Origin of the sequence: Pseudomonas sp. CH235, assembly GCF_004368175.1 — a bacterium.
In the GTDB taxonomy this organism is placed as follows: Bacteria; Pseudomonadota; Gammaproteobacteria; order Pseudomonadales; family Pseudomonadaceae; genus Aquipseudomonas; species Aquipseudomonas paraglycinae.
Window position 1 is genome coordinate 24256 of record NZ_RRZJ01000009.1, and the last position, 17693, is coordinate 41948.

At 61.1% G+C, this 17693-nt stretch carries 18 protein-coding genes; 12 read left to right on the top strand and 6 right to left on the bottom strand.

Features of this window, described 5'->3' with window-relative positions:
• The first annotated feature begins 9 nt into the window (after positions 1–9).
• From EIY71_RS11925 to EIY71_RS11955, 7 genes are all read left to right on the top strand, one after another.
• Entirely contained in the window at positions 10–915 is a 906-nt protein-coding gene (locus EIY71_RS11925; RefSeq protein WP_256590565.1) for an NAD(P)-dependent oxidoreductase, read from the top strand.
• Positions 916–1145: 230 nt separating this feature from the next.
• The gene (locus EIY71_RS11930; protein ID WP_102687314.1) at positions 1146–2303 is read left to right on the top strand and encodes an oxidoreductase; all 1158 of its coding nucleotides are present in this window, start codon (positions 1146–1148) and stop codon (positions 2301–2303) included.
• A 135-nt stretch (positions 2304–2438) separates the two neighbouring features.
• Complete coding sequence (locus EIY71_RS11935) at positions 2439–3539, top strand: efflux RND transporter periplasmic adaptor subunit (protein ID WP_085607993.1); 1101 nt, start codon at positions 2439–2441, stop codon at positions 3537–3539.
• Positions 3536–6613, top strand: a complete 3078-nt coding sequence (locus tag EIY71_RS11940) for a MexW/MexI family multidrug efflux RND transporter permease subunit (protein ID WP_064593301.1) — start codon at positions 3536–3538, stop codon at positions 6611–6613. The genes EIY71_RS11935 and EIY71_RS11940 overlap by 4 nt, the downstream gene beginning before the upstream one ends.
• A 9-nt stretch (positions 6614–6622) precedes the next feature.
• A complete protein-coding gene (locus EIY71_RS11945; RefSeq protein WP_134021785.1) occupies positions 6623–8074 on the top strand; it encodes an efflux transporter outer membrane subunit in 1452 nt (483 codons plus the stop codon).
• Positions 8075–8204: 130 nt separating this feature from the next.
• A complete protein-coding gene (locus EIY71_RS11950; RefSeq protein WP_102687318.1) occupies positions 8205–8570 on the top strand; it encodes a helix-turn-helix transcriptional regulator in 366 nt (121 codons plus the stop codon).
• 74 nt (positions 8571–8644) lie between these two features.
• The gene (locus tag EIY71_RS11955) at positions 8645–9202 is read left to right on the top strand and encodes a chorismate lyase (protein ID WP_134021787.1); all 558 of its coding nucleotides are present in this window, start codon (positions 8645–8647) and stop codon (positions 9200–9202) included.
• A 52-nt stretch (positions 9203–9254) separates the two neighbouring features.
• Here EIY71_RS11955 and EIY71_RS11960 read toward each other — a convergent pair whose 3' ends face one another.
• From EIY71_RS11960 to EIY71_RS11980, 5 genes are all read right to left on the bottom strand, one after another.
• Positions 9255–9530 (bottom strand): LysR family transcriptional regulator, encoded by a 276-nt coding sequence (locus EIY71_RS11960; RefSeq protein WP_007953837.1) that lies wholly within the window; start codon positions 9528–9530, stop codon positions 9255–9257.
• 59 nt (positions 9531–9589) lie between these two features.
• Positions 9590–10099: a flavin reductase gene (locus tag EIY71_RS11965; RefSeq protein ID WP_007953834.1), complete on the bottom strand. Its 510-nt coding sequence runs from the start codon at positions 10097–10099 to the stop codon at positions 9590–9592.
• Positions 10100–10245: 146 nt separating this feature from the next.
• Positions 10246–10623 (bottom strand): MerR family transcriptional regulator, encoded by a 378-nt coding sequence (locus tag EIY71_RS11970; protein ID WP_134021789.1) that lies wholly within the window; start codon positions 10621–10623, stop codon positions 10246–10248.
• Positions 10624–10674: 51 nt separating this feature from the next.
• The gene (locus EIY71_RS11975; protein WP_134021791.1) at positions 10675–11250 is read right to left on the bottom strand and encodes an NAD(P)H-dependent oxidoreductase; all 576 of its coding nucleotides are present in this window, start codon (positions 11248–11250) and stop codon (positions 10675–10677) included.
• Positions 11251–11295: 45 nt separating this feature from the next.
• Positions 11296–12177 carry a LysR family transcriptional regulator gene (locus EIY71_RS11980; protein ID WP_134021793.1) on the bottom strand — a complete coding sequence of 294 codons (882 nt, stop codon included), beginning with the start codon at positions 12175–12177 and terminating at the stop codon, positions 11296–11298.
• Between the two features lie 82 nt (positions 12178–12259).
• On the opposite strand from EIY71_RS11980, the gene EIY71_RS11985 reads away from it, so the two are divergent.
• On the top strand, positions 12260–13024 hold the full coding sequence (locus EIY71_RS11985; RefSeq protein ID WP_134021795.1) for a sulfite exporter TauE/SafE family protein: 765 nt from the start codon (positions 12260–12262) through the stop codon (positions 13022–13024).
• Here EIY71_RS11985 and EIY71_RS11990 read toward each other — a convergent pair.
• A complete protein-coding gene (locus EIY71_RS11990) occupies positions 13014–13328 on the bottom strand; it encodes a putative quinol monooxygenase (RefSeq protein ID WP_129972410.1) in 315 nt (104 codons plus the stop codon). The genes EIY71_RS11985 and EIY71_RS11990 overlap by 11 nt on opposite strands.
• Before the next feature lie 201 nt (positions 13329–13529).
• On the opposite strand from EIY71_RS11990, the gene EIY71_RS11995 reads away from it, so the two are divergent.
• The 4 genes from EIY71_RS11995 (at position 13530) to EIY71_RS12010 (ending at position 17687) form a co-directional block, all read left to right on the top strand.
• Positions 13530–14120 (top strand): NAD(P)H-dependent oxidoreductase, encoded by a 591-nt coding sequence (locus tag EIY71_RS11995; RefSeq protein WP_102687324.1) that lies wholly within the window; start codon positions 13530–13532, stop codon positions 14118–14120.
• 60 nt (positions 14121–14180) lie between these two features.
• On the top strand, positions 14181–15092 hold the full coding sequence (locus EIY71_RS12000) for a LysR family transcriptional regulator (RefSeq protein ID WP_134021797.1): 912 nt from the start codon (positions 14181–14183) through the stop codon (positions 15090–15092).
• 103 nt (positions 15093–15195) lie between these two features.
• Positions 15196–16089, top strand: coding sequence for an NAD-dependent epimerase/dehydratase family protein (locus tag EIY71_RS12005; protein WP_134021799.1), 894 nt, complete (start codon positions 15196–15198; stop codon positions 16087–16089).
• Between the two features lie 248 nt (positions 16090–16337).
• Positions 16338–17687, top strand: coding sequence for a GntP family permease (locus tag EIY71_RS12010; protein ID WP_134021801.1), 1350 nt, complete (start codon positions 16338–16340; stop codon positions 17685–17687).
• Positions 17688–17693: the final 6 nt, after the last annotated feature.

The following is a 17693-nucleotide window of genomic DNA, read 5'->3' on the forward strand; positions in this document are numbered from 1 at the left end:
TGAACGGCTTTGAACACCTCATCGAGAGAGGAACGCGATATGGAACTGGGATTTATCGGTCTGGGCACGATGGGCGCACCGATGGTGCTGAACCTGCTGAAAGCCGGGCATCGGGTCCGCGTGTGGAATCGTTCGTCGGCACCGCTGGAAGCACTGGCCAAGGCCGGCGCCGAACCTGTCGAGACACCGGCGCTGGCGGCGAAGGCCGAGGTGCTGATTTCCATGCTCGGCGATGACACGGCAATCCGCTCGGTGTTCTTCGACGCCAAGGCGCTGGACGGTCTGCGGGCCGGCAGCGTTCACGTCAACATGTCCACGGTGTCCGTGTCGCTGGCCAGGGAACTGGCGACCGTGCATGAAACACGCGGCGTCGGTTACGTGTCGGCACCGGTGCTGGGGCGGGTCGATGTGGCGGCTGCCGGCAATCTGAATATTCTCGCCTCCGGGCCCGCCGAAGCACTGGCCCGGGTGCAGCCGCTGTTCGATGTGCTGGGGCGCAAGACCTGGACGCTCGGCGACACGGCTGAAGTGGCCTGCGCCGCCAAACTGTCGGCCAATCTGATGATCGCCTCGGCAATCGAATCCATGGCCGAAGCCTCGACCCTGGCCGGCGGCTACGGTATCAGTCGCGAGGCGTTCATCGAGATGATCACCTCGGCCCTGTTCGCCATGCCGGTCTATCAGGGCTACGGCAAGCTGATGGTCGATGAGAAATTCGAGCCGGCCGGTTTCAAATTGTCGCTGGGTCTCAAGGATGTACGCCTGGCGCTGGAGGCCGGTGAAGCGGCCCAGGTGCCCCTGCCGTTTGCCAGCGTGTTGAGGGACAACCTGCTGGACGGCATGGCCCATGGTCAGGCCGATCAGGACTGGGCCTCACTGTCGAAAGTCAGTGACCGGCGTGCCGGCGTGAAGTAATCAAAAGATTCAAGCAACGTAACTTGTTCGCAAGTTACGTGGCCTCTTGCGCCTCGCGTTATTGTCGGACAGTAATTGCTCTTTTATTTGGGAAATGAAAGAAGTCTGATAATAGTGCTTGTCAAATGTACGACTGTAGACGTACATTTTTATCGGGGTTTAACAACAATAAAAAGTTCTGTCTGTTTTTTCGTCTGCTGATCGTAAATAAATAATAGCTAGGAGCCGTTATGAAAAATCTAATGCAATGGAACAGCCTTCCCTCCGAATCCAATGAATGGCTCGAGAAGGTGCGTGCACTGAATCCGCTGATTATTCAGCACCGCGATTACAGCGAGCAGACCAACGCGACGCACAAGGATGTGATGTCCCGATTCTTCAAGGAAGGTTTTGGCCGTACCTCGGTGTCCAAGGCGTTCGGCGGATCCCAGGTCGATATCCAGACCACCTCGGCCCTGCTGCTGGAATTCGCCCGGTTTGACGCTTCGCTGTCCTGGCAGCTTGCGGTGCAAGTGGCGATGGGGCGCCTGTCGGATTACCTGCCGGAAGCCACTTCCGAAGCGATCTACAACCACTGCGACGGTTTCGTGATCGGCGCCATCCACTCCGGTGGCGAAGCGCTGCCGATGGGCGACGAGTACCTGCTGAGCGGCAAATGGGCGTTCGCCAGCGGCTCGGCCCACGCCGACTGGCTGGTCTGCACCGCCACCGTCAAAGGCACCGAAAACAACACCACTCCGGAAGTGCGGATGTTCTTCGTGCCCGCCAGCCAGTGCACCATCCTGCCGACCTGGGACACCCTGGGCATGCGCGGCACCGGCAGCCATCACTTCCAGTGCTCCAGCGTGATCGTCCACAAGTCTTTCTCGCTGGATGTCGAAACCCTCAAACAATCCCCCGAAGCGCGCAGCACCCGGGCCTACGCCACCGGTTACTACGAGTTCGGCACCCTGGCGGCGATGTCCACCGTGCTGGGCGTGGCCCGGGCTGCGGTCGATCACTTCCGCAATGACCGCGCCGTGAACACCGACCCGGGCCTGGAAGGGGTGATCTTCGAGAAGACCGGTCGCGCCATCTCCGCGGTGCACACCGCACAACTGCTGCTGGAAGATGCGATCCATCAGGTCATCAACCGGGGTGAAACCATCGGCGAACCGGTCAGCGCCCGCGTCGGCCTGGCAGCCTCGGTGCTGACCGAGAACTCGGTCAATGCGGTCAACCAGATCTACTCGATGGCCGGTTCCAAAGCCGTCTACAAGTCGCACTTCCTGGAGCGTTGCTTCCGCGATATTCACACCGGTTCGAAGCACTTCACGTTGTCGCCTTTGAACTTGCATGGTATCGGCAAGTATTACCTGGATAAAACCAACGTACTGGCCGCGGCGTAACAGCGGATAAATAAAGCGGGCGCGTTTACAAGTGAAAGTTCACAGGGATCGATAACGCGCCCGCCTTAAGTTGCACCTTTATTTTCTTAAAACTCAAACTTTTGTGCTCGCAGCAAAGAGTCAAGGGAGTGCCACATGCTTGCTCGAAACATTATCAAGTCGCTGATCTTTATTATTCTTGTGGTGGTGTTGTCTGCTGCACTGGGCTGGCGTTTCTGGTCGCCGCCACCGGCGGCGGCCGAGCAACGGATCCCCAGCACCCGGGTCGGTCTGGCCGTGGTCAAGAAACAACCGTACACCTACTACCTCGAAGCCATCGGCAAACTCGAAGCCCAGCGTCAGGTGCTGGTGTCGGCTGAAGTCAGCGGCAAAGTGGTGGACATCGATTTCGAGTCCGGCGATGAAGTGAAGGCGGGGCAAGTGCTGCTCAAGCTCAACGATGCGCCGGAGCAAGGCGAACTGGTTCGCCTGAAAGGCGAGTACGAATCGGCCAAGGCCCAGTTCGCCCGGGTCCAGGAACTGGCCAAGACCGGCGCCGAAAGCCGTCGCGCCTTCGACAGTGCCCGCGCTCAATACGACGCGGCCAAAGGCGACATGGAGCGCATGCAGGCGCAGATCGCTCAACGGCATATCCGCGCGCCGTTCGCCGGCACCCTCGGCATTCGCCAGGCGCACCTGGGCCAATACCTGCAGGCCGGCAGCGCGGTGGCAACCCTGACCGATCCGGGCGTGCTGCGCGTCAACTTCACCCTCGCCGAGCGCGATGGCTCGCAAGTGCAACTGGGCCAGACCGTGCAGGCCAAGGTCGATGCGTGGGGTGATGTGACCTTCGCCGGCAAGATCGTCGCGGTCGATCCGCAGATCAACCAGTCCCACACCATCAACGTGCAAGCGGTCATCACCGACACGCAAAAACGCCTGCGTCCCGGCATGTATGCACGGGTCTCGGTGACCCTTCCGCAGACCGCCGAGCTGCTGATTCCGGAAACCGCGATCACCTACAACGCCTACGGCGAAAGCGTGTTCTCGGTCTACACCGACGAGGCCGGCGTGCAGAAGGTCAAGCGCGAAAGCATCAAGGTCGGCGAGCGCCGCGATGGCTGGGCGGTGGTCGACAAGGGCCTGACCGAAGGCGTGCAAGTGGTGACGTCCGGCCAGCTCAAGCTCCACGACGGCGTGGCGGTGGAAGGCGTGCCGGACACGATTGCTCTTAAACTCAGTGGGCTGGAAAAATGAATTTCACCGACCTCTTTCTTCGCCGCCCGGTGCTGGCCGTGGTGGTCAGCACGCTGATCCTGCTGTTCGGGGTGCGCGCGCTGATGAACCTGCCGATCCGCCAGTACCCGATGCTGGAGACGTCGACCATCACGGTCACGACCCAGTACCCCGGCGCCTCTTCGGAACTGATGCAAGGCTTCGTCACGCAGCCGATCAGCCAGGCCGTGGCCTCGGTCGAAGGCATCGACTATCTGTCGTCGGCCTCGACCCAGGGCCGCAGCCAGGTGACGATCCGCATGGCACTCAACAGTGACTCCATCGCGGCGCTGACCGAGGTCATGGCCAAGGTCAACCAGATCAAATACCGCTTGCCGAAGGACGCGTACGACCCGGTGGTGGAACGCACGTCCGGCGGCTTCACCAGCGTGGCCTACGTCGCGTTCGCCAGCTCCAACCTGACCATTCCGGAGATGTCCGACTACATCTCCCGCGTCGTCGAGCCGATGTTCGCCGGCATCGAAGGCGTGGCCAAGATCAACATCATGGGCGAGCAGAAACTGTCCATGCGCCTGTGGCTCGACCCGCAGCGTCTGGCCGGTTACGGCATGACCGGGCAGGACGTTTCGGCGGCCATCGAGGGCAACAACTTTCAGGCGGCTCCGGGTCAGGTCAAAGGCCTGTACGTGGTCAGCAACCTGCGGGTCAATACTGACCTGAACAGCGTCGAAGATTTCCGCGACATGGTGCTGCGCAACGACAACGGCCACATCATCCGTGTGCGTGACGTCGGCACCGTGGAGTTGAACGCCGCCTCCACCGACACCAGCGGCGCGATGAGCGATGTGCCGGCGCTGTTCCTCGGTCTGGACGCGGCACCGACCGGCAACCCGCTGGTCATCGTCAAACGTGTGCGTGAATTGCTGCCGCAGATCCAGGAAACCCTGCCACCGGGCGTGACCGTGCAGATCCCGTTCGAAGTGGCGCACTTCATTCAGTCGTCGATCGACGAGGTGAGCTACACCCTGCTCGAAGCGTTGGTGATCGTGGTGCTGGTGATTTACCTGTGCCTGGGCACGTTCCGCACCGTGCTGATTCCGCTGGTGACCATCCCGCTGTCGATGCTCGGCGCGGCGATGCTGATGCAGATGTTCGGCTTCAGCCTCAACCTGCTGACCTTGCTTGCCATGGTGCTCGCCATCGGGTTGGTGGTGGACGACGCCATCGTCGTGGTGGAAAACGTCCACCGTCACATCGAAGAGGGCAAGACGCCGTTCGACGCTGCGCTGATCGGCGCCCGTGAAGTGGCGGGGCCGGTGGTGGCGATGACCTTCACCCTGGCGGCGGTGTACGCGCCGATCGGTCTGATGGGCGGCCTCACCGGCACGCTGTTCAAGGAGTTCGCGCTGACCCTGGCCGGCGCCGTGGTGATTTCCGGCATCGTCGCCCTGACCCTGTCGCCGATCATGAGTACCCGCTTGCTGGACGCGAAAACCAGCGAAGGTTTCATGGCGGTGAAGGCAGATCGGTTCTTCCAGTACCTGTCCCGTCGTTATGGCGCACTGCTCGGCGGTTCGCTGGCGCGTCGCTGGATCAGCCTGAGCGTGGCGCTGGTGATCTTCTTCAGCCTGCCGTTCCTCTATCGCTCGGCGCAGACCGAACTGGCGCCGCTGGAAGACCAGAACATCCTGCTGACCGCGATCAAGGCACCACAGCACGCCAACCTGAACTACCTCGAAGCCTACGCACACGAGCTGTACAAGACCTTCAACGAAATCCCCGAGGGTTACAGCAACTGGGTGGCGAACGGTTCCGACGGTCTGTCCAACAGCGTCGGCGGGATCAACCTGGTGGACTGGGAAAAACGCGGCCGCGATGCCAACACCATCCAGCCTGACTTGCAGGCGCGGGTGAACCAGATCGAAGGCACGAGCATTTTCGTGTTCCAGATGCCGCCGTTGCCGGGCTCTACCGGTGGACTGCCGGTGCAGATGGTGATCCGCAGCGATCAGGAATATCTGGCGCTGTACAACGTGATGGATCAGCTCAAGCAGGCGGCGCAAGCCAGCGGTCTGTTCGCGGTGGTCGACAGTGATCTGGACTTCAACAACCCGGTGGTGGAAATCCAGGTCGACCGGGCCAAGGCCAACGCTCTGGGCATCCGCATGCAGGACATTGGCGAAACGCTGAACAGCCTGATCGGCGAGAAGTACGTCAACCGGTTCTCGTTCCACGGCCGTTCCTATGACGTGATTCCGCAGTCGGTGTCGGCGGATCGCCTGACCCCGGAAACCCTGAAGCTGTATTACGTGAAGGATCAGAAGGGCAATCCGGTCCCGCTGTCGACACTGGCCACCCTCAGCGTCAAGGTCGAGCCGAATCGCCTGACCCAGTTCAACCAGCAGAACTCCGCCACGTTCCAGGCCATTCCGGCGCCGGGCGTGACCCTGGGTGATGCGGTGGGCTTCCTGCAAAAACAATCGGAAGGCTTCCCGGCCGGCTTCAGTTTCGACTGGCAGTCGGACGCCCGCCAATACGTGCAGGAAGGCAACAGCCTGGCGTTCACCTTCGGCCTGGCCCTGGTGATCATCTACCTGGTGCTGAGCGTGCAATACGAGAGCTTCCGCGACCCGTTCATCATTCTGATCAGCGTGCCGCTGTCGATCTGCGGGGCCCTGGTGCCGCTGGCGCTGGGCATGACCTCGATGAACATCTACACCCAGATCGGCCTGATCACGCTGATCGGTCTGATCAGCAAGCACGGGATCCTGATGGTTGCGTTCGCCAACGAGTTGCAGCGCCAGCAAGGCATGGACCGCGTGCAAGCGATCCAGCACGCCGCGCAGGTGCGTCTGCGGCCGATCCTGATGACCACTGCGGCGATGGTGGTCGGCCTCGCGCCGCTGTTGTTCGCCAGCGGTGCCGGCGCCAACAGCCGCTTCGGCCTGGGCCTGGTGATTGTGGTGGGGATGCTGATCGGCACCTTGTTCACCCTGTTCATTCTGCCGTCGGTGTACACGCTGCTCAGTTCGATCAAGCAGCCGAGCCACGCACCCGAAGCCGAGCCGGCCGGCGTGCCGCAACCCATCCTGTGAGGACGTGACATGCATTCGATTACACGTTTGATGCTGGCGCCGCTGGCGGCGTCCATCCTGTTGGCGGCCGGTTGTGTGAACTACGCCGGGATCGATCATCAGGGCAAATTGCTGGCGGTCGGCGATGCGCCGTCCGACAGCCTGAAAGACAAATTGCCGCCGGCCCAATGGCCGCGTGCGGACTGGTGGACATCGCTGGGTGATCCACGTCTAGGTGCTCTTATCGAAGAGGCTTACGCCAGCAACCCGGACTTGCAGGAAGTCGCTGCCCGGGTCGCGAAAGCCAACGCATTTCTCGACCTGCGCGACGCCGAGCGTTATCCGGAAATGGACGCGTCGGCGGGTGTCACTCGCGGTCGGCTGTCGCGCTTTGAGGACTACAGCGGCGAGGGCCACAAGTATTTCACCGCACGCAATCTGGCGGTCAATTTCGGCTACACCTTCGACCTCTGGGGTGGCCAGCGTGCCGCGTGGGAGTCGGCGCTCAACAGCGCACGAGCGGCGGAAGTCGATCTGCAATCGTCGCGGCTCATTCTGGCGGTCAACGTGGTCAAGGCTTACAACCAGTTGGCGTATGCGTGGCAGGTCTCGGAGCTCAATCAACGGGATCTCGAGCGCCTGAGCAAACTGGTGGACCTGACGGATTCACGTTACGGCTCGGGCCTCGACAACCTGTCGCAACTCAAGCAGGTGCAAAGCCTCAAGGCGCGTTCGGAATCGACCCTGATCGGCGCCAACGAAGACATTGAAATTGCTCGTCTCCAGTTGTCGGCGCTGATCGGCAAAGGCGTTGATCGTGCGCACACGCTCGAGCGCCCATCGAATCTGCAAGCCAGTGTGGTGGCCTTGCCGGCGCAGTTGCCAGCCCAGTTGTTGGGCCGTCGTCCGGACCTCGTCGCCGCACGTTGGCGCGTGGAGGCCGAGACTAAAAACGTCGAGGCGGTGAAGACCACGTTCTACCCGAACATCAATCTGGTGGCGGCGGCGGGTTCTCATGCATTGACGGGAGATGCGCTGTTCGCCGGGGTCAGCAAGTTCTGGAATGTGGCGCCGACGGTGTCGCTGCCGATCTTCGATGCCGGGCGCCTGCGCTCGGATCTCAAGGCCGGCAATGCCGAACTCGACAGCTCCATCGCGCAGTACAACCGGGTGCTGAATTCGGCCCTGCACGAGGTGGCGATTTCGGTGACGCAGTTGCGTTCGTTCGAGCAGCAGATCGTCGTGCAGCGCGATGCCTGTTCGATTGCGCAGTCGTCTTACGATCTGTCGCAGTCGCGCTACAAGGCCGGGGAGGACACGTTCCTCGATGCGCTTAACATCGAGCAACAATTGATTCAGGACGAAATGCGCCTGGCCTTCCTCAACAGCAAGCACATCGACAGTTCGGTTTCGTTGATGGCAGCGCTGGGCGGCGGGTTCCAGGCGCCCGCGCTGGAGACAGCGCAGAGCAGCGATTTGTAGTTGTTTTGCGGGACGCCGCCTCCGGGGCGGCTGTCGCGGGGAAAAAACATCTTGTGTATAGTCTTACTGTTCTCGTATAGACGAATACAAGCCGGATTTTTCCCGCCTATATCATCAAGGGTACCTACCTATGAACGTCCCGAATCATCCCAATCAGGATCAGATCCTTCTGGAAAATGTGCTGAACGCATTGGGAAGCCCGCTACGCCTGACCGTGTTGAAAGTGTTGTCCGATGGCCAGGAACATCCGTGCGGCCGGATCCTCAAGGGCGCATCGAAGTCGACCATGACTCACCACTGGCGGGTTCTGCGCGACAGCGGTCTGATTTGGCAGCGCCCTTACGGTCGGGAAAACCTGCTGTCCTTGCGTCGTGAAGACATGGACGTGCGTTTTCCGGGATTGCTCGACTCGCTGCTGGCGGCGGTCAAGACCGATGAACAGACCATCAGCGTCATCAGCAAACACGAAGTGACCGAAGAAAACGGAGCCGAGTGACAGACACCGCCGGTGAAGGGTTGGCCTTCCACGGCAACCAACAATTCACCATCACCAGGAAGGTGTGAGCGGGTATGGATACAAGTCATTACTGGTCATCGCGACCGCTGTCGGAATTGACCGGCTCCGAGCATCACTGGCTGTTTTTGCCCGGGGCCTTGACCCCGCGCCTGAAAGCCATGGGCGACTATTCAATCGAAGTCGTCGAGCAGTCCCATGGCCCACTCAATCCTGAAGAAGCACAAGCGCTGAACGTTCCGCTGGCGACCATCGGCTGGGTGCGCGAAGTGGTGATGAAGCTCGACGGCGAGGCCTGCGTCACCGCGCGCAGCCTGACCAGCGTGCCGGCACTGAATGGCGACTGGGCGGATCTGAACGGTTATGGCCGTCGACCTCTGGCCGAGATTCTCTACACGTCGGAGCAGACCCTGCGCGAGCCTTTCCAATGTGCCTTGCTGCCGCCCGGTGCGCCGTTGGCCGCGCTGTCCTATCGCTACGCGCCGCAAGCCGAACGTCTGTTGGCCCGGCGTTCGCGTTTTACCCGCAATGGCTCGGCGCTGCTGGTCAGCGAGTGCTTTTTGCCGGCGTTCTGGGCACGGGTTGAATACGCTCAGGCGCTCAAGTCGGCCTGATGAAAAAAAACCTGCGGGCGTTCACGCCTGCAGGTTTTTTTTCGCCTGTTTTTCAGAGCCGGATCACCGCTTCGATCTGCTTGATTGCCGGCGTCAGTGCTTGCGCCAGTTGCTCGGCTTTCGAGGTCGGGCGCATGGTTCTCGAAGAGCGCAGAAATAACGGATCATCGAACCGCTTGCGCAACCGTGCCAGCGATCCGCTGATGGCGGGTTGTTTGACGTGCAGGCGCTCGGCCGTGCGTGACACGCTGCGTTCGCGGAACAGCACCAGGAAAATGATGATCAGGTTCAGGTCGATATCCGCGAAGTTGTCTTCATTGAATAGCATGGTTACATCCCTGTCATGACCCGCCAACCAGCGTCAGCCGAGGCCGGCGGGTGTCTGGATCACTGCTCGGGTGCCAGGCGCAGTTCGTCGTTCAGACGGTAGTAACTGCGGTTGAAATAGACCAGGCCTTCCGTGGCCTCGCTGTGCTGCTGCAGTTCGAGGATTTCACAGTAGAAGATGCTGTGGGTGCCAACCTCGTCGACCTTGCTGACCCGGCAATCGAGGCTGACCAGCGCCTCTTCGATCACCGGCGAACCGGTCTTGAGGGTCTGGCAATTCACGCTGGAAAAACGTTCCTGCATGCTCAACTGCCGATTGGCAAACGCACCGGAGGTAGACTGGTGATCGCCGGTCAGGACGTTCACGCACAGCACGCCATTGGTCTTGAAATGCTCGTGATTGGACGACGAGCGATTGACGCACACCAGCAGCGTGGGCGGTGAATCCGTCACGCTGCACACCGCCGATGCAGTAAAGCCGAATCGCCCCGCAGGGCCATCGGTCGTGACGATGGTGACGGCACTCCCCAGCATCGCCATTGCATTACGAAACTCCGTTGAATCAACCATCGCGTCACCTCATTCCATGTAGGTTTAATGGAGCCGATCCGTTCTTCCTTGTCCGTTGTCGTTGTGCGAAAACGGGTATCGGGCAACACGTTCGCTCTGGCGATATAGTACGTATGTATGCGTACCTTGCAAGCTATTCCTTGTGCTTATTTTGCGGTCGATACGCTCGACAGGCATTGCTGTTGCGCGTGTTCAAGACTTGCCTCCAGCGCGCTCAATTCCTCTTGCTGTCGGCTGAGTTTCAACAGCTGCGCCGCGATCTCCTGTTGCTTGCCGGCAATCGCGCGGCGGGCTTTTTCATAAGGCGTCAGTTCGGGCTGGCCGGCAAAGATCGCCTGCAATTCCCTGAGGCGAAAACCCAGCGCCTGCGCGCATTTGATAAAGCTCAGCAGTTCGACCGTCTGCGGGTCGTAAACCCGGTATTTGCCCTGGCGCCGGGCCTCGGGCAGCAGGCCGATCGACTCGTAATGGCGGATGGTCTTGATCGTGGTTCCCGAACGCTGTGCGGCCTGGCCGATGTACATGTGCAAATCCCTTTTCTCCGTCAGCGGGCTCACGCACCAATAGCGGAAAACTCAATGGCGGGCAATCGATCCGGCCTGCTTCAGCCAGGTTTCGCGTTGATGGTCGCTGGCGCCGAGCACTGGCCCGAAGGTCAGCGTCCGGCGCGGTTCGATCCCGCAGAACGCCAGTGTGTTCCTGCGCACTTCATGCAAGCCGGGCATGCGATAGATCCAGCGGTAATACCAGGGCGGCGTGTCCATGGTGACCAGCAAATGGGCGCTGCGACCGTGCAGGAGTTTGTCGGGAAACGCTTTGCCCTCGCGGTATTTGAAAGCGAAACCGGGAAGCAGGACCCGGTCGAAAAAGCCTTTGAGCAGCGCCGGAATCCCGCCCCACCAGATCGGGTAGACCAGCGTCAGGTGTTCGGCCCACAGCAGGTCGGCCTGAGCCTGGAGCAGATCCGCTTCAAGGGTTTGAACCTGACGGTAACCTTCGCGCAGGATCGGGTCGAAATCGAGTTGGCCGAGGGCGATTTCCCGCACTTCGTGCCCGGCCTCGCGGGCCGATTTTGTGTAGCGTCCGGCCAGTGCCGCGCAGAAACTTTCGCTGGATGGATGGCCGAGAATCAGCAGAATCCGCTTGCCCATAATCACTGTCCTTGAAGAAGAAACCCCAAGGGTAAAGTCTGCCCCTCAGGGCAGAGTCAAGGCGTCGAGCAAGGCGCGGGCATAGGCGGGGAGGGCAGTGAAGTCGCGGGCGCACAGCAACAGTTTGCGCCTGGCCCAGCCTTCATTCATCGGCAAGGTCTTGAAGGCTTGCGGCGCAGCGCGCTGAACCGCCGCCAGCGGCACGATGCCCAGCCCGGCACCTCGGGCCACCATGCGCATCACGCCGTCGAAACCATCAGCACGGATGCGGATCTGCATCCGCGAGCCGTTGTGCAGCGCCTGCTCTTCCAGGTAAATCGCCAAAGCGCTGTCGGCTTGCAGCCCGACGAAGTCATGGCGCAGAGCGTCGCTGAAACTGACTTCGGTCGCGTAAGACAGCGGATGTTCCAGCGGCAGAATCAGCACCAGCGGATCATCGCGAAAGGCTCGGGTCTGCAAGTCGGTGGTGTCGATCGCGTCGGAGACAATGCTCAGATCCGCTGCGCCCTGACGCAAGGCATGCGTGATGCGGGCGCTGGGCAGTTCCTGCAGATCGATGTCGAGATTGGGATGCTTACGCAGGAAATCCGCCAGCACCTCCGGCAGGTATTCGCTGAGCGCCGTGGTGTTGCACAGCAACCGCACCTGACCTTTGACGCCGCGGGCGTACTCGGCCAGATCCTGTTGCAGGCGTTCGGCCTGTTGCAGCAACACCCGCGCATGTTGCGCCAGGGCTTTGCCGGCCGGCGTCGGCGTGACACCACGGCGCCCGCGCTCAAGAAACTCGGTGCCCAGCGACGCTTCCATCGCCCGAATCCGCGCACTGGCCGCCGCCAGCGACAGATGGCTGCGGGCGGCGCCGGCGGTGATGTTGCCGCTGTCGAGGATGTGCAGGTACAGGCGCAGGTCGGTGAGGTCGAAGTGCATGACGCGTGGCTCTTGCTGAGAGAGAGGCTGCCTCAGTGTATGACAGATTTTCAGTTCATCCGCGCAGGCGCACAGTATCGCCATGAACGCACTCGCAGATTTCTATCAAAACCTCGGTCTGGCCCTTTCATTGCTGGTGATTGCGACCTTCGTCGTCGCCGGCATGATCAAGGGCGTGATCGGTCTCGGCCTGCCCACCGTCGCCATGGGTTTGCTCGGTCTGGCTATGGCACCGTCGCAGGCTGCGGCGTTGCTGATCATCCCGGCGACGCTCACCAACGTCTGGCAATTGGCGTTCGGCGGGCATTTGCAGGGGCTGGTGAAACGGCTGTGGCCTATGCTGCTGGCGATCTTCTTCGGCACGGCGGTCGGCACTTTGTGGATCGGCATGGCCGGCGGGCATTGGGTGGTGCGCGGGCTCGGCGCGGCGCTGTTGCTCTATGCGCTGAGTGGATTGTTTCTGCCGACGCTGAGTGTCAGTCGCCGCCATGAAACGTGGCTCGGCCCGCTGTGTGGCGTGATCACCGGCGTCATCACTTCGGCTACTGGTGTGTTCGTGATTCCCGCCGTTCCGTACATGCAGGCCCTGGGCTTGAGCCGCGATGAACTGGTGCAGGCGCTGGGCCTGTCCTTCACCGTGTCGACTCTGGCGCTGGCCGGTGGGTTGCTCTGGCGCGGCTCACTTGGCGGCGCAGAACTGAGCGCCTCACTGCTGGCGCTGATCCCGGCAGTGCTCGGCATGTGGCTCGGGCAATGGCTGCGACAGCGCATCAGCGCCGTGCTGTTCAGGCGGGTGTTCTTCATCGGTCTGGGCGCGCTCGGCGCCCATCTGCTGGTCAGCGGTTAGCGGACGAGGCGCTGAGCATTTCAATCGGGCGGATATCGAAATCACGCTCCAGATACTCCATGCGCTGGGCCAGAAACTGCTGCATGTGCGGCAGGTTCGAGTGCACGTCCAGATGCGCCTGGCTTTCCCAGATCTCGTAGAAAATGAACAGGCTCGGGTCTTCCTTGTCGCGCAGCATGTGGTACTCGATGCAGCCGGGTTCGGCGCGGCTCGGTTCGACGTAGGCGCGGAAAAACGCTTCGAAAGCCTCGGCTTTTTCCGGGCGGGTCTTGGCGTGCAGGATGAAACCCTGGCGTTCGCTCATCGCAAAAAACTCCTCAGATTCAGATGGCGGCCAATCCTACGGCAACAATCGGCAATCGATTCGTGCGTTTTACTCAAATGAATTTTGCGCGACCGGTGCTTATTCCGCGCGAGGCGGATCGCTAATCTGCCGCCATTCCATTTTTCCCCTTCTCCATCCAGCGCTCTGCGCTGCGCATCGGAATCCGATCGAGGCTCTACCATGAAAAAAGTGCTGTTGCTCAATGGCGGTAAAAAATTCGCCCACTCCGACGGTCGCTACAACACCACCCTGCACGAAGCCGCGCTGAGCGTGCTGGATCGCGGCGGTGTCGACGTCAAGACCACCTTCATCGACGAGGGCTACGACGTCGCCGAAGAGGTTGCCAAATTCCTCTGGGCCGACGTGATCATTTATCAGATGCCGGGCTGGTGGATGGGCGCACCGTGGACCGTGAAAAAGTACATCGACGAAGTCTTTACCGAAGGCCACGGCAGCCTCTACGCCAGCGACGGTCGCACCCGTTCCGATTCGTCGCAGAAGTACGGCAGCGGCGGTCTGATCCACGGCAAGCAGTACATGCTGTCGCTGACCTGGAACGCACCACAGCAGGCGTTCGATGACCCGACCGACTTCTTCGAAGCCAAAGGCGTGGACGCCGTGTACTTCCCGTTCCACAAGGCCAACGAGTTCCTCGGTATGACCGGCCTGCCGACGTTCCTCTGTGTGGACGTGATGAAACGCCCGAACATCGAAGCGGATGTGGCGCGTTACGAGCAGCATCTGACCGAGGTGTTTGGCCTCAAGGCCTGACGCTCGGCTACTATCGAAGGCCTGAGCTTGCGCAGCAGGCCTTTCGATTCGAGGACACCCGTGAAAGCCAGATCCGATGAGTTGCAGATTTTCGTCTGCGTGATCGAATGCGGTTCGATCTCCGCCGCCGCCGAGCAGGTCGGACAGACGCCGTCGGCGGTCAGCCGCACGCTGTCGCGGCTGGAAGCCAAGCTCGACACCACGCTGATCAACCGCACCACACGGCGCATGGACCTGACCGAGGAGGGCAAGTATTTCTTCGAACAGGCCAAGCTGATCCTCGACCAGATGGACCAGCTCGAAGAGCGCCTGTCTTCGCGCCAGCAGACGCCATCAGGGCGACTGCGGATCAACGCCGCGTCGCCGTTCATGCTCCACGCCGTCGTGCCGTACATCGACGAATTCCGTCGGCTGTACCCGGACATCCAGCTCGAACTCAACAGCAATGACCTGATCATTGACCTGCTGGAACAAAGCACCGACGTCGCCATCCGTATCGGCACCCTCGCCGATTCGACGTTGCATGCCCGCTCGCTGGGTTGCAGTCCGCTGTTGATCGTCGCCAGTCCTGCGTATGTGGAAAAACACGGTGCACCGCTGGAAGTGGCCGATCTCAATGAACACACCTTGCTCGGCTTCACCCAGAACGAAGGCCTCAACCAGTGGCCGCTGCGTTACGTGCACGGCGACCGCTGGCCGATCACTCCGGCGATCAGCGCCTCCAGCGGCGAGACGGTTCGCCATCTCGCGCTGGAAGGCCAGGGCATTGCCTGCCTCTCGCACTTCATGACCATCGACGACATTCGCGCCAGGCGCCTCAAGGTGTTGCTGGCGGAATTCAACAGCGGTTATCGCCAGCCGATCAACGCGGTGTACTACCGCAACTCGCAACTGGCGCTGCGCATCCAGTGTTTCCTGGATTTCATCCAGAGCAAACTGGCGGCTTACGCCAGCGCCGATTTCAAAGGCTGATTCGTGACCCCTGCGCAACAGTGATTTGGTTATGGGCGGGTTTTTCTACCGGGCTCGCCGGTCGATACTCGTTGCATCACTTACTCACGCAGGGAGTTTCTCCATGAACGTATTCGTCACCGGCGCTGCCGGCTTTATCGGCGGCTCCATCGCCACCGGTCTGGTCCAGGCCGGCCACACCGTCACCGGTCTGGTGCGCAGCGCCGAACAGGCCAATGAGCTGAAAGCACTGGGCATCACCCCGGTAATCGGCACCCTCGACGACAACGCATTGCTGGCCGAACAGGCCCGCGCCGCCGATGCCGTGATCAACGCCGCCAGCAGCGACCATCGCGGCGCGGTCGAAGCCTTGCTCGATGCCCTGCGCGGCTCGAACAAAGTATTCCTGCACACCAGCGGTTCGAGCATCGTCGGCGATGCATCCGGCGGCAAATCCAGCGAGGTCATCTACTTCGAAGACAACCTGCCGGAGCCAACCGTCGACAAGGCCGCACGCGTGGCCATCGACAATCTGATCCTCGCCGCCGCGCAGGACGGCGTGAACTCGGCCGTCATCTGCAACACCCTGATCTACGGCCACAGCCTGGGCGTCAATCGCGACAGCGTGCAACTGCCGCGCCTGCTGAAACAGGCGCGCAAAAGTGCTGTGGTGCGCCACGTCGGCACCGGTCAGAACATCTGGTCCAACGTGCACATCGAAGACGTGGTGGCGCTGTACCTGCTGGCCCTGACCAAAAACGTCCCGGGCACCTTCTACTTCGTCGAAAGCGGCGAAGCGTCGTTCATCGACATGACCACCGCCATGGCCGAAGCCCTGAACCTCGGCGAGCCACAAGACTGGCCGCTGAAAGACGCCGAAGCCGAGTGGGGCTACGAAATGGCCAACTACGGCCTCGGCTCCAACAGCCGCGTACGCGGCAAACACGCCCGCGAACTGCTGGGCTGGGCGCCGAAGCGTACGTCGGTGGTTGAATGGATTCGTAACGAAATGGTGTGAGTTCACGCTGAAAAGCTGACGCCTCCGAGACCGGTGGAAACAAGCTTGCTTGTTTCCACCGGTTTTTTGTGCCCGAAAACCATGAAAATCCCACCCCGCGATTTTCATTATTCGCGACAAGACATACCCAAAAACGACAACCATTATCCCTCCACGAAAATTACTTTCACTTGGTTTGAAAACTCGATCTCGAAATGATTTATGAGTTTCACAACCCATTCGAACGTGACCCTTTCGAGGAGTACCGCATGACACCGTCCTTCGGCTATTGGCTGCTGGTGTACGCCGCCGTTGCCATCATCGCCCTGATCGTTCTGATCGCCCGTTACCGGCTCAATCCGTTCATTGTCATCACCCTGATTTCCATCGGCCTGGCGCTGGTGGCAGGGATGCCGCCGTCGGGCGTGGTGGGGGCGTATGAGGCCGGGGTGGGCAAGACGCTGGGGCACATTGCGCTGGTGGTGGCGCTGGGGACGATGCTCGGCAAGATGATGGCCGAGTCCGGTGGCGCCGAGCAGATGGCGCGCACGTTGATCGAGCGCTTTGGCGAGAAGAACGCGCACTGGGCGATGGTGTGCATTGCGTTTCTGGTGGGGCTGCCGCTGTTTTTCGAAGTCGGTTTCGTGTTGCTGGTGCCGATTGCCTTTACCGTGGCGCGGCGGGTCGGCGTGTCGATTCTGATGGTCGGTTTGCCGATGGTCGCGGGGTTGTCGGTGGTGCATGCGCTGGTGCCGCCGCACCCGGCGGCGATGCTGGCGGTGCAGGCGTATCAGGCGTCGGTCGGGCAGACCTTGCTGTACGCGATTGCCATCGGCATTCCGACGGCGATCATTGCCGGCCCCCTGTACGCCAAATTCATCGTGCCGCGCATTCAGTTGCCGGCGGATAACCCGCTGGAAAAACAATTCCTCGAACGCGAACCCCGCGACAGCCTGCCGGGTTTCGGCATCACCATGGCGACCATTCTGTTGCCGGTGGTGCTGATGCTGATCGGCGGCTGGGCCAACCTGATTTCCACCCCGGGCAGCGCTTTCAATCAGTTCCTGTTGTTCATCGGCAACTCGGTGATCGCGCTGTTGCTGGCGACGCTGTTGAGCTTCTGGACGCTCGGCATTGCCCAGGGTTTCAACCGCGAATCGATCCTCAAATTCACCAACGAATGTCTGGCACCGACCGCCAGCATTACCTTGCTGGTGGGCGCCGGTGGCGGTCTGAACCGGATTCTGGTGGACGCCGGCGTCACCGATCAGATCGTCGGCCTCGCTCACGAATTTCACCTGTCGCCGCTGATCATGGGCTGGCTGTTCGCCGCGTTGATGCGCATCGCCACCGGTTCGGCCACCGTCGCCATGACCACGGCTTCCGGCGTAGTGGCGCCAGTGGCCATCGGTCTGGGTTATCCCCACCCGGAACTGCTGGTGCTGGCGACCGGCGCGGGCTCGGTTATCTTTTCCCACGTCAACGACGGCGGCTTCTGGTTGATCAAGGAATACTTCAACATGACCGTAGCCCAGACGTTCAAGACCTGGACGGTGCTGGAAACCCTGATCTCGGTTGTCGCTTTCGCCCTGACCGTCGGTCTTTCTTACCTGCTGTAGTCGGAG